This is a genomic window from Bartonella occidentalis (genome assembly GCF_037070875.1).
Classification (GTDB): domain Bacteria; phylum Pseudomonadota; class Alphaproteobacteria; order Rhizobiales; family Rhizobiaceae; genus Bartonella.
Genome location: NZ_JAYMZJ010000003.1, coordinates 1 through 13079 on the forward strand (window position 1 = coordinate 1; position 13079 = coordinate 13079).

The window sequence follows — 13079 nt, forward strand, 5'->3', positions numbered from 1 at the left end:
CTTCCAAAAAATCTGAAAATTGATGCACAGTGATCATACATAAATAACTTCTATATATCTTCTGATAGAGAATGCTGTAATTCTAACGACTTGCTCAAAAACAAACTTGTTTGCTCAAACAAAAAAGTCCACAGAAAAACTCTTAAGCTCTTATGAGAAAATTAAAATTTTGAGAAAATACGCCAAAAAGTAAAAAATAATGCTCCATACACAATCGAATAAACGATAAATAAATGATGTAATCTAAAAACTTCCGTCAAAAATCCTTAAAACTACACAATAAAAAACAGAAAAACCCTCTATGATGAATATGAAAATTATATCATTTGCTGGAGATAGATAAAAAATAGGGAGAAAACCAAAAATAAACAAAATCAAAACTGGTAGCTAGGAAATCTCAAAAATATTATATGCTAAGCTCAAATAGGCGTTCTAGTAAAATTAAATCGACTCTCAATAAAGAAAAAATAATAAATAAAATACCAGAAAAAACAAAAAAAGCGCAGATCAAATATCAAAAAACTATAAAATAAGCGAAGAATACTCTAAAAAATAAACAAAAGTAAGTACAGCTTAAAGTAGAAAAATATAAAATATATATCTAAAAAAGAATAGAACAGCGAAGATAAACATAAAAACAAAAACGGAACTTAAATCGAGCAAACGCATTCTAATTCAAACATCACTTAAGGAGAGTAATAAATGGAAACTAGATCCCCTGAAGAGACGTTTGATGCTCATTTTTTAAAAGAAACATCAATAGAAACGGAGTCTCCACTTTTTTATACACCCATTTCATGGTCAGCAATTTTTGCTGGGCTTATCACAGCATTGACTATTTCAGTTTGCTTATCTTTTTTGGTTGCCGCTTTAGGCTTAGGGCAAATTGATTTTTCTTCTTCCTCTCTTATTAAGGGAAGTTTTCTATCGGTTGGTATTGGATCACTTATTGTGATGCTTTTCAGCCTTGCGAGCGGAAGTTTTATCGCTGGACGTTTTGCAGAATCATCAGGTGCATTGCATGGATTTTTAACTTGGGCTTTGTTAACACTTCTCATGGTCTTCCAAGCTGCTGTGTTGGCTTCAAGTGTAGCTAACCTAAGTAGTAAGGCTGTTTTAGAGGCTGGTACTCCTGCGGTACAGCAAACTATGAGTAATTTGAAAACAGATTCTTTACCAGTTTTTTCAAAATTCAATAACCAAAACTTTGAAGATTTTTTGCATGAAAAAAGTAGTAATCGGGTTGATTTTGATAAATTGCGTGGCGATTTGCATGCTATTCTTAATAAAAATGAGATTCCTGCTCTTGATATTGATCGTTTAAAGCAAGTCTATAAAGCAGCCCTCAATGATATAAACGCTACAATAACAGCTTTCAAAAAAGAGCCTTCTCATTATCGCGCACACCTGAAAGATCTGAGTAACCGTCTTTCTGATCATGCGCAAGCTGTTACAGCAAAAATTGATGAGAATGACGTCATTAACGTTCTTGTGGATAATGGAATGACACGTTCTGAGGCGAAAGAAACAGCTGATCATGCGATTGATATTTATCAAACAGCAAAAGAAAAAACTGAAGATGCAATTGAAGCTCTTGAGGAACAGACGAATACATTGTTAGAGAAGCTAGATACGCTAACAAAGGATGTTCGTCATACTGCGGATCAAGCTGCTAAAACAGCATCTCACATTGGATGGTGGGGATTTTGGGGCAGTTTAATTGGCATCATTATTTCTAGTATTTTTGGCCATTATGGTTACAGAAGTGGTCGTAGAGAATCTTTACGTACCTAAAGCTTCTCCTCATAAACTTATAACAATAACAAATAAAAGCTGCACTAATTAGTGCGGCTTTTTATTTTGTAAACTTATCTCTTTGTATGTGAGATAAAGGTATAATGAGTTTAAAAATCTTTATATATATTGAAAATAAGAGTTGAGTTTTTTTTTTGGATCAATCGCAATTTCTTAGGTTTATTCCTATTGCAAAGGATATAAGCAATGGAGATTCAAATATATATTGTGAGTAATTTCTATAAAACAGCTTTCGTATTCCAATTATACGGTATTAATAGCATCCTCTACAATGAGAATATATATGCCCATTATCATATCTAAAATGTTAAAACATGCAATTCATGTATAAAGCTCTTCTCCTAATTATGCGGTTAGATTTCTAGTTTTTCTAAATTATTTGCTGTTATTATGCAGGTTTTGCATTAGTTGATGTTTTGGCAATATCGGTATTAAACTAGATGTAAAACGGTTTGGTGCGTAATTGATCTTTCTTTAAAGTTTATAAGATAGCTTACTTTTTTATGCATTTTATAATATAAAAATAGCTAAATCTGTATTTATGATGCAATATGACTTTTTACTTCAGAAAATCAAATATTTGCAAGTGCCAGTGGTGCTTAATAGTTGTATCATCTGAATCTGGCGTGTGAACAGTTTAACGAAGATTATAATCGATAGATAGCTCATATTCTAGAATGACGAAGAGTATGAGTTGGTTTTGAAAAATTAACCTCTCTCAGGTGAAATTAATAATACAGAATAAGTTTTAAGTATTGTCACAAGTTAGTTGCACATAATGTTTATAGTATGAAATCTTGTACAGTAGTATTTATAGTTCGAACTGTTTTTATGATTTAAAAGAAAAGTTATTTTTAAAATCAATGGGTTGTAGAAATGACAGAAAAAAGCTTTATACGATACAAACAGAAAGATCTATATTATAAGCTTAGTTTATACTTTTTAAAATTAGCTAACATATATGTACAAGTGCTAATATATTTTTCTTCTACATTGCTGATTATATTTTAAGTTTGTTTTATACAGCGTATTATATAGGAAAAATTAGCGTAGTTCTATAAATTGATAGCTCTGAACATTTTCTTTATTCAATAAATCGCTGATTTATTATGAGGATATAGTCATAACTTTTCAGTAAAATGTTTTCTTTATAGAGACAAAGATCACAGAAAAAATCGTAATAAAATAAATATAATGAATTTGGATTTTTATTAATGGTTTTGAAAGTGTGAAGAGCTTTATGAAATGCTGTTAAAAATCTCTAAGCAGGATAGACATCATTTTCTCATTTTCCTTAAAGAGAAAAATTTTTTGAGCGTGTTGATTTCAAGATAATTTGTATGAGCTTGAAAGATTTTATGGAGCAAGTCTTGTTTACTTTTATAAATAAGAAAAAACTTAATTATCTGTGGCTTATAGAAAAATTTTTAAGCTTTTTTAAAAAATATACCTACGGAAAATTTAATAGAAGATATCTGTTATTAAATTTTGTCAATAAATAGCCGTAAAATTTTCATAAATATGTCTTCAATAACTGATGTCATTGAAAAATGAGTTAGGTATCACACCGTGTATTTATGGTGGTGTGCAGTTACATATTATTCAGATTGATAAGAGGAGAATGGTTATTTTTCGTATTAAAGGTGAGTGAATAGTTTGGTTAGGTTTTTGTTATTTTTCAGAGTAATTTCTCGAGCATTTTTCAGAAAAGGAAGTGGTTTGGTGAAGGGTGTTATTTATTATCAAAATCGCTTTTTTGATTATGTGTCGAGGTCATAAAATTGGTACTTATTGTCGATAGTAATTTTGATAGTTTATGAATTTTTAACGTAAAGCTAGAAATCTTGGTATCTTCTGTATTGGAATAGAGTGCAAGAATTTTTAAAAAAGCGCCAACATTATTTCATATCTATCTGGGATGCAGCGGTACCAATTGAATTAGGTAAACAGGGAAAGATTTTATGTACCAGATTGATTACAATAGTTATCGCTCTATCAAGAGTTTTAATCGTCGTGTTCGCTTTCTTGTTATGCATTATACGTCAATTAATTTTAAAGAGTCAATTATAGCTCTTACAGGAAACATGGTCAGTGCTCACTATCTTGTTCCTGATCCTTCTGAGAAGACTTATATTGAAGCGGGGTTTCAAGATATGCGTATCTTCAATCTTGTTGACGAAAATGAACGCGCTTGGCATGCTGGTGTTAGTTCATGGGCAGGGCGCAGTAATTTGAATGATACGTCTATTGGGATTGAAATAGTTAATTTAGCTACTGGTCATTCTGATTCTGTAGAAGAGACGTATGTTGAAGCTGCTTTAAAAGATGTGCGTGTTCTCAATCCAGTTGATAAGAATGAGTCTATACTGCAGACTGATATTGATTTGTTAGCTGAAGGTGATAATATAAGCGGCACAGCTCTTCAGCTTAAGCCAGTTAATTTAATTACCTATAATAATGATGGGTTTATATTTCCTCCTTATAATCCAACGCAAATTGATGCGGTTAAAGAACTTGCATTGAATATTTTGCAACGGTATCCAGATATCATGCCAGTCGATGTTGTTGGCCACAGTGATATTGCTATTGGAAGAAAGAGTGATCCAGGTGCAGCATTTCCGTGGAAAGAACTTTATGAGGCGGGTATAGGGGCATGGTATGATGATGATTTAAAAGATTATTATAAGGAGCAGTTTTCTAAAAGTTTTCCAGCTAAAGAAGATGTCTTGGATAAATTGAGATATTACGGATATGATACTTCTATTGCGTATACCGAAACTGGGTATAAGGATTTAATTAGGGCATTTCAACTTCATTTTCGTCAAGAAAATTATGATGGAATTTTGGATGTTGAAACTGCCGCGATTATTTATGCATTGGTGGATAAATATTTCCCCTCGAGTTAATTCAGCTCCGTTTTAATTTAAGTGTATGAACTACCAGAGTTTATATTTCTTGGAGGGGTAATATTATGTAACTTTTTGTCAATGAAGTTCATATGATAGAAAGAGGATTATTTGATATAAAATTGTATCCAGAATATTAATGAGAAACAGAAAAAATGAAGTAAACTTATAAAGGTAGATCTTAAAGTTTTGTTTTCTCACTGGAGTACATGCCTTTTATTTAAAAAAATACGTCAAGCCAAGATGCTGTACGTAATATAAAGGATACGGTTCTTTAGGAGCATGCATAAGGAAATCATTATGATCTGTTTGCATCCAGCTTGATGATCTTGGATGTCAAAAGATTGGTGATGAGTTTTATATTTGTTGTATACAGACAAATTATAGCATTATAGCGAAAAAATTCAGCAAGATATATACGCTGCAGAGAATATAAGTTCAATGATGACATACTTTAAAATATATATTACTACTTTTGGTAAATATCTTTGTCATCTCCTTAAATTATTGAAGTCTTAGAGAATTTATTGTCCATTGTGGTAGAGTTATTTTGTAATATCTACTCTTTTAAAGATAAGTGCAGTTTATTGTAATTTTTTTTGATACGCACATTTTATTTCGTAAGAATTATTTTAAGGATAAAATCTGCATTATTTGATTGTATGAGCAGAATTTTGAGGCATGATTGTCAACGTTATACAGTTAATTTTTTTATATTTTTGCAAAGTAAGCATCTTTTTGTTAGAGGATATGAGTAATGAATATTACTCGGATATTGTTATGATTATCGAATAATATTATAGCTTTAAAAATAAAAAACTGACAACATAAGTTGCCAGTTTTAAAAGACTTGATTCAAAAAGAATTAAAATGAGCGCTGAATACGAATCATACCTTGCAAAGCGCTTTTACCGTTTAGGGTATGTTTATAAACTGTATCGTTATTTATGGCACTAAAAGTGCGATCATCATTCCAAGAAACATAAGTCAATTCAGGTGTAATCACGAGTCCTGGAACCAGTGTATAGGAAACATTTAAAGAAGTAGCAAAGGTTTTTACAGCACTATAAGAAACCTGAGCGTTGAAATTTGTTTTTGGAGTGATTTTGTAAGTTGCACCAGCCCATGCAGCCCACTTTCCTCCCCAGTTCGCATAAATCGTGGCGTTTTGTCGTGAAAGCAATCGCGTCGTTTGGTCTTGATCATCTGGTGTTGATGTATAGTAATCAATACTGTTTTTATAGCCTCCCATTACCCAGAGATTTAAATTATTATTGACATTGAAATCTACACGCAGTTTACCAGCCCATTTTTTGTAATAAGAGTCATACGCAGCAACTGTTGAAAAGCCACCCCATTTTTGGATGAACTTCATACCAAGAAGCAAATTAGAGGTATAATTTTTTATCTGTTTACTCAGTGCGGGAAGGTTATCTTCAGAAACAGAAGCTATTTTGTCATTTTTTATGTAAAAGGAATTGTTTTTAGGATCTGAGGTATTAATACCTGATGCATTGCCTAACTCAGCTCCAATAATAGCAGAAAAGCCACTCTCGTCATTAAAGGTATAAGAAATAAAATTTGTGCGTGTAACACCTGCAGGTGCTATGCTGTCATCGTTTATAACATTACCATAACCGCCAGTCCAAGTGTTAAAAATTGTGTCAGCAAGACCTATACGAAAACCACCAAGCTCAAGGTAAGCAGATGAAAGTTTTGCACCGGCTGAATCTTTACCTTGGCTCCACTGCGAGTAAAACCGTGCATATGAGCGAAGTGTTCCCAATTCTGTTTCAGAAGCAGTTTGAAAAACAAGAGTCAATCGCGCCGAACTTTTGTAGGTCTTTTTATTATTTTTTAGTTCCGAATCGGTTGTTGCATCGATGTTATCCCCACCTATCAAATCAGCTCGGATACTTCCTGACAAACGAATACAGGTTTCTGTTCCAGGGATATAAAAATATCCTTTTCCATATGCATCACAAACACGAACATACTTTGCAGGTTCTGATTCTTTGGTAATTATTGGAGCTGCTTGTGCTCCAGAAATTACTAAAAGAGCCGTTGTAGAGCTGAAAAATAATGACTTAATATTCATAGTGGATCTCCAGTAAAGGTAGTCTAATCGCATTTTAAATATTCTTGCTTAATTCATTGAAGACAGAATAAGTACGCAATACTTGTAATTCTGGCTATACTGGTCTTTTGTGGATATACAACTATGAAATTGTCTTTTTAAAGTGTATTTTGTACTATTAAATACAGTGTGATAAAAAAAACACAACTTTTGTCTGTTAAATTTTTATATTCTTTTGCAAATGAAAGAAAAAAGTCTCAGATATTTTTTAAAAAAGTCGAAAATGTCTTGAACTTTCTGTTAATACCGTTTATGCACCGCTCTTGGAGAGGTGGCCGAGTGGTCGAAGGCGCTCCCCTGCTAAGGGAGTAGGGCTCAAAAGGCTCTCGAGAGTTCGAATCTCTTCCTCTCCGCCATATTTCAATAAAATCAATGAATTATATAAGGATTTGCGAATTGCGAATTATTTGATATTATTAAATTTTTTATTTGTATCGTTCCTTTTTGATTGATTCTATTGCGAGTTGTTTTCTACTGGCCGTTTTTATATAGATCGATGCGATGGTGTCTTCTGTTCAATCAAAAGGTGTTTTCATTTTTTAGATTGTTGTTCCTGCATTTTCTGCACGAGTTGTTGCTAATTTTTAATGCCAGCTGTGTTACAAGCTTTTCTAAATAAATTTCCAAAGTTTTTTCATCAAAATGAAACATCTTACAAACAAGGGTTTACCATGAAATTAAGAGAATATGGTGAAGATGGAGCAGTTTGGTGGTGATCTTTATGTAACCAAAGAAGGCGATATGGTTGATGCCATTTGCTGGAAAATATTACTCCAAAGTCAATAAGCGCTTGCTGTTGAATGTGTTATATACTGTGAACTATGGTCTTACTAATTATGGTGCCCTCTTAAAAGCAGGAATTACAATTATTTTGCCTTCGTTATCTTATCCCAAAGCGATGTTTGTGATTAGAATTTGGGGACGAAAATAAAAGCTTTATGTAGAGTGGGGGCAAACGACGAAGATATAACAAATTCTTTAATGGATTACATCTTTTCTATTAGAAATTACTGATGAAGTAAAAGAGAAAAGTGATCTTATCACGATAGAATTTCGTGATCGTGCATGAGAGAGTGAAAATGGGTTCCTAGATATCCCCTTAATAGAAACAGTTATTACTGTGACATTAGGTTATAGGGGGGAGTCGTGCGTGATATGGGTACGTATTTGATTGATGAAATATCGGTAAGCAGCCCATTGCAAAGCTTAAATGTTACAGGGTGTTCTGCTTCAATGAATACATTTTACAGAATATCAAAAAGCCAACCTTATCATCAAAGGATATGAGGAAGTATTATCCAAGAAATAGCAAAAACGGAATGATTATACAGAAAAGTTGATCTCACTCTTACAAAGGTTGTTTTGTTTGTCACATTAGATTAAACATCTGAAAGCGATATGGTTTTTGCTACGGATCTTGTTGCAGAGTATGATGCTGTTGCCAAGCCTATTGACGGTAGACTTGTAGTTGCCAAGCGTGGTTTTGGTAAAGCCATAACAGGAGATCCACCTCCGATAGTTTTTATAATGAGAAAATGTGTGCTTCTTGGGATTTTAGGTATAGCGCCCGTGGTGGAGCAGGGGTAGACAATGGTTTAGAAATTGATGTGGAAGATGATCAAAAAGCGGTTGTCAATGCGCAATCTCCAGAAGAAATTGGGGAAGATGAAAACTTTATCCATATGGATGAAATGGATATAAGAGAAAGGTGCTACATTGTCTAAGTCAGAAGAAACAGTATAAACATCCATACAGAGGAAGAAGAAAAAAAGGCAGTGTTATTGCTACTTATTATGATTTACGCAATGGTGAAAAAAGAGAGGTCAAATCTGGAGATTCACCTTTCCATGAGTTAAAATATACCTATCACAACCAATCAAAAGCTGTTGCAGCCACTACTTTCTATCGTAACAAATCGCTACGTGAAAAATCATCCTTTTCGTGTAGAATGAGCGAGAATCTTCTGATTCAAGTAGAAGAAAAGCTTATTCAAGAACTGTCTCTTCGTCCTTACAATTCCTTTCAAGCGGCGTATCAAAAGTGCAAAGCAAAACATAGCTTTTCGATAAGTGGAGGCTATACAATACGGATAGATTGCGAACTGTTTGATGAATAATAGGAAGGTGCTGCACAAAACATTGCAAATACTACACCTGATGATGGCATCATCAATCCCAATGCACCACCTAGTGCATCGCACGACGAAGGAGAGAATGTTACTCATATGGATAGGGGAGGTACGTGAGTAAAATTAGCAAAAACATTGATATTAATTTTTATTCCTAATCTTTTTATTTGTTTTTGAGCATACGCTTCACACATGCGCTAGACAATATTTTTAGGCATTTAAAGCAGTAGATTTCAAAAAATTAATAAAGGTTAAAAAAACTTTTTGTAAAATATATAATTATTTAATTGTATAAAAATCAACATTCCATATTATTAAAAGTAAATATGATAGTAATAATGAAGTATTTATTTAAATAAAATCGCATTTATATATATAATAATTTTAAATTAATAATAAAAATGTTCATTTATATTGTATAAGAGTATTAAAAGTTGCATCACAATGTGAGAGCACCTTTATATTCACGAACTCTCTTTCTATGCGATGAAACAGAAACAGCCTTATACTCTTTGGTTGCAACTGAATTATTATCGAGTCTTTCCAAGAGAGTCTCACCTTTTTTGTTAACTTTTTCATCTGCAGCATTTGGATTTGATTTTATATATTTTTGAAGACGCCCCATTCCTTGCGTATGTTTGTAAAAAGTAGCAGGAAGATAGAGATCTAATTTATCATAAGGTATAGGTGTATCTGGTTCACATAATATACCCTTAACATTATCTTCATGCAATTTTTCTAATCGGGCAGATTCGGTATGAAGTTTTTTAGCAAGAGCTAAACTAAATATCCCACACTCAGAGAAGCTTCTCTGAATATCCATCTCCGCCATGGAAAAATGGCAATTAGGTAATCCGCGAGATTTAACAGCCATTAATATTCTTGTCATTAGCATATCTTGTGGTATGCCATGGAATTTTGTCGGTTCAAAAAGTATGAAAGAGTTTTCAACGCCAACAGCTCTATAATCAATGACTGCAAAATGAATTCCTAGAGTTTTCGAGCTAATTATAAATCTAGAAGATTGAACTTGGTCATTGATTGCTTTTTCCATGAGAGAAGCAAGATTATAAGGGTCATTTACTAATTGAAGCTTCATGTCTGGATATTTTTCGTTTGCTTGCTTTACCAAGGCAGGCATCATTTTTATATCTACATGTGCATAATTAGTATGTATCCAACTACCACTGGTAATATCTTTCTCTAAACCTGCAATAATATCTTTTAATTTTTCAGAGCTGAATGCTATTTCTTCTTGTAAAGAAGTGTCTGTTTCTGAATCTGCATGAGCACCTCCCAGTATCTCTTGCGAAGCATGAGCACCTTCCAGTATCTCTTGCGAAGAATGTTCTGCTTGCGCTTGTGAAGAAGAGGCGGTGACATTTTGAGAATCATTAGGTTTCATAGTTTAATCTCCATGTTAATCAACTTGGATATTATTTTCTTGAATTTTGGTAGGATGGTGTTTTACGTTGCTTTTTTTTAAGAAAAAGTGTTCTAAAAAAGGACTATTAGCCTTTTGAAAGTGCAAGACTGCAACGTCTTCTGCAATTATAAAATACGTAAGACTATAGGTATGTTCATTTTTTTATTACTGTTGTAAAGAAGTGCTTATTGTATTTTTATGTTATATCTAAAATAAAGTTTTTAATAAGTTTGCGGGATATATACGCTAAAAAAGTGATAAACAATATTTTTGCACATCTAAAGCATTGGTTTGTAAACAATGGATAAAGATCAAAAAATTTTAATATTTTAAAGAAAATGTAGCTTATAGGGATACAATTAAAAATTCTATTCCTTCACATTTATTTACGTAGCTCTCATGTTTAAAAATAAATTAAATTAATAATCTATACGTAACAAAAAAGGTATGGTGCCCAAAAGAGGACTCGAACCTCCACGCCTTGCGGCACAGGTACCTGAAACCTGCGCGTCTACCAATTCCGCCATCTGGGCTCTAAAACTCGTCTAAGCTTACGAAGCGACTCTGTCAACAAAATTATATAAATTCATTTTTAGAGGAAACTATTATATTAAACTACTTGAACCTGTTATGATTTTAAAGATTTAAGGTGTTAGGATCGTCTTTGATGCAATTGTTGAGTCAGAATTGAATGTGTAAATAATAGGAATACCAGTGGCTAATTCTTGAGATATAATTTCCTCACTGTTTAAACCTTCAAGAGCCATAATAAGAGCACGAAGAGAGTTTCCGTGTGCCGCAACTAAAACAGCTTGAAAGCGCAAAATATGAGGTTGGATATGATAAAGATAATAGGGCCAAACGCGTGCGCCGGTATCGCGTAAACTTTCTCCATTTGGTGGTGCAATCGCATAGGAACGGCGCCATATTTGTACTTGTTCTTGCCCCCATTGTTGACGCACTTCATCTTTATTCAAGCCAGATAGATCACCATAATCGCGTTCATTTAATGCTGGAGTTTTGACTAATTGCAAATCTGACTGTCCCATTTGGTCTAAAATGTGTTGAGCTGTTTTTTGCGCGCGCTGCAAGGCAGATGTATAGGCGATATCAAATTTTAAACCAGCCTCTTTGAGATTTTTTCCAGCTGTTATTGCTTCTTCATGGCCTTTTTCTGTTAAGTTTGGGTCTTTCCAGCCAGTAAAAAGGTTTTTAACATTCCATTCACTTTGCCCATGACGAATTAATACAAGCGTGCGTTCCATTATAAATTCCCTGAGTTAACTAGCGATTGTTTATGATTTATTATCGTTTAGCCCCAAAACGTCGAGCATCGAATAAAGGCCATTTTTGTTGTTTTTTGCCCATAAAGCCGCTTTTAGTGCACCATTGGCAAAAATAGAGCGTTCTTGCGCTAAATGTGAAAGAACAATGCGTTCATTTGCGCCTGCAAAAGTAATGCTGTGGTCACCAATGACGGTTCCACCTCGGGAGCAAGAAAAGCCAATAGTGCCTTTTTCACGCTTCCCTGTATAGCCGTTGCGTTCGCTGACACTGACATCTTGGAGCCTGACATTGCGACCTTCAGCTGCTGCCTTGCCAAAAAGAAGAGCTGTTCCAGAGGGAGCGTCAACTTTCTCTGAGTGATGCATCTCATAGATCTCAATATCAAAATCTTCAGATTCTAATACTTTAGCTGCTTCCTTTACAAAGTTAGCTAAAAGATTAACTCCAAGGCTCATATTGCCAGATTTAACAATTGTGGTATATTTTGCAAAACTTGCAATTTTCTCTTCTTCTTCTTTATTAAATCCTGTCGTTCCGATGATGTGAATGAGGCTTTTTTGAGCGGCATAGTTAGCATAGAGGATACTGGCTTGTGGCTGAGAAAAATCTAAAATACCTTCTGTATTAGAAAAAGCTTTTTCAAGATCATCAGTGATGCAAATATCAAGAAAGTCTGAACCAATTAATATACTGGCATCTTTTCCTACAAAAGGTGATTCTTTGCGTACAAGAACAGAAGCAAGTTCTACGTCTTTTCGGTGTTGAATAGCTGTGATTAGTTCGCGTCCCATTCTTCCATTTCCACCAACAACTGTAAGACGCATATTTTTCTCCTTATGACCTTGATCATCTAAGTATAGGAAAATTCTTTTTTTCTTTCCAACTTTTCTTTTTCTATATAGGAGAAAAGTTTCTATTTCTTTGATTGTTTGCACTGATCTTTTTCAAGCTTCAGTTTGAAATTTTCAATATAGTTTTAGAAGGAGTTAAAGTAAATTCTCCTAACTTTTTCACTATCGTTGATATTTTGAACAAACTTTTGCAGCTTTACATAGAAATTAGCCGCGGGTTCCACCCTATCTTCAGGTGGAAGTTTAATTTTTGCACCATAAGGTTGTATGATATATGCCCAAGCTTTTTCATCAATTCAACATGGTTACTTAATTGTGGAATGCACTATGAAAAATCTGTATTGGAATGTTTTACTACTTTTAAAATACGCCTACGAATTTTGGAATAGCATTCGGAAAGAACTGCCTGATAGGCAAACCGATAAAATCGGCAATAACGCGCGTAACTTTTTCATGAAGTGGATTCCAAATGTATTGAATATATGAGGAGTAGTTTCTAGATTAAAACCTACCGCTTTTGCTATATCGT

Annotated in this window: 6 protein-coding genes, 2 tRNA genes and 2 pseudogenes; 5 read left to right on the plus strand and 5 right to left on the minus strand. The window is 33.6% G+C overall.

From position 1 onward, the window contains the following. The first annotated feature begins 702 nt into the window (after positions 1-702). Both WCP78_RS05010 and WCP78_RS05015 read left to right on the plus strand, forming a co-directional pair. On the plus strand, positions 703-1794 hold the full coding sequence (locus WCP78_RS05010) for a TIGR04086 family membrane protein (RefSeq protein WP_336279419.1): 1092 nt from the start codon (positions 703-705) through the stop codon (positions 1792-1794). Between the two features lie 1982 nt (positions 1795-3776). Further along, positions 3777-4721 carry an N-acetylmuramoyl-L-alanine amidase gene (locus WCP78_RS05015; RefSeq protein WP_336279420.1) on the plus strand — a complete coding sequence of 315 codons (945 nt, stop codon included), beginning with the start codon at positions 3777-3779 and terminating at the stop codon, positions 4719-4721. Between the two features lie 865 nt (positions 4722-5586). Here the strand turns inward: WCP78_RS05015 and WCP78_RS05020 are convergent. Beyond that, positions 5587-6819 (minus strand): porin, encoded by a 1233-nt coding sequence (locus WCP78_RS05020; protein ID WP_336279421.1) that lies wholly within the window; start codon positions 6817-6819, stop codon positions 5587-5589. 304 nt (positions 6820-7123) lie between these two features. Between WCP78_RS05020 and WCP78_RS05025 the strand changes: the two genes are divergently transcribed. From WCP78_RS05025 to WCP78_RS06275, 3 genes and pseudogenes are all read left to right on the plus strand, one after another. Next, positions 7124-7214 (plus strand) — tRNA-Ser (locus tag WCP78_RS05025). 340 nt (positions 7215-7554) lie between these two features. Further along, positions 7555-7789, plus strand: a pseudogene (locus WCP78_RS06270) (tail protein X). After that, positions 7786-9103 (plus strand): annotated as a pseudogene (locus WCP78_RS06275) (phage late control D family protein). The pseudogenes WCP78_RS06270 and WCP78_RS06275 overlap by 4 nt, the downstream one beginning before the upstream one ends. 322 nt (positions 9104-9425) lie before the next feature. Here the strand turns inward: WCP78_RS06275 and WCP78_RS05040 are convergent. The 4 genes from WCP78_RS05040 to dapB form a co-directional block, all read right to left on the minus strand. Continuing rightward, complete coding sequence (locus WCP78_RS05040) at positions 9426-10391, minus strand: YopJ/AvrA family T3SS effector serine/threonine acetyltransferase (protein ID WP_336279424.1); 966 nt, start codon at positions 10389-10391, stop codon at positions 9426-9428. A 469-nt stretch (positions 10392-10860) separates the two neighbouring features. After that, positions 10861-10945 (minus strand) — tRNA-Leu (locus WCP78_RS05045). Positions 10946-11056: 111 nt separating this feature from the next. Beyond that, entirely contained in the window at positions 11057-11677 is a 621-nt protein-coding gene (locus tag WCP78_RS05050; protein WP_336279425.1) for a 2,3-bisphosphoglycerate-dependent phosphoglycerate mutase, read from the minus strand. A 30-nt stretch (positions 11678-11707) separates the two neighbouring features. Next, positions 11708-12523, minus strand: coding sequence for a 4-hydroxy-tetrahydrodipicolinate reductase (gene dapB / locus WCP78_RS05055; RefSeq protein ID WP_336279426.1), 816 nt, complete (start codon positions 12521-12523; stop codon positions 11708-11710). Between the last annotated feature and the right edge of the window lie 556 nt (positions 12524-13079).

Bases quoted from the DNA above. Each gene is read 5' to 3' on its own strand.
- WCP78_RS05010 (WP_336279419.1), top strand. From the start codon at position 703: ATGGAAACTAGATCCCCTGAAGAGACGTTTGATGCTCATTTTTTAAAA.
- WCP78_RS05015 (WP_336279420.1), top strand. From the start codon at position 3,777: ATGTACCAGATTGATTACAATAGTTATCGCTCTATCAAGAGTTTTAAT.
- WCP78_RS05020 (WP_336279421.1), bottom strand. From the start codon at position 6,819: ATGAATATTAAGTCATTATTTTTCAGCTCTACAACGGCTCTTTTAGTA.
- WCP78_RS05040 (WP_336279424.1), bottom strand. From the start codon at position 10,391: ATGAAACCTAATGATTCTCAAAATGTCACCGCCTCTTCTTCACAAGCG.
- WCP78_RS05050 (WP_336279425.1), bottom strand. From the start codon at position 11,677: ATGGAACGCACGCTTGTATTAATTCGTCATGGGCAAAGTGAATGGAAT.
- dapB (WP_336279426.1), bottom strand. From the start codon at position 12,523: ATGCGTCTTACAGTTGTTGGTGGAAATGGAAGAATGGGACGCGAACTA.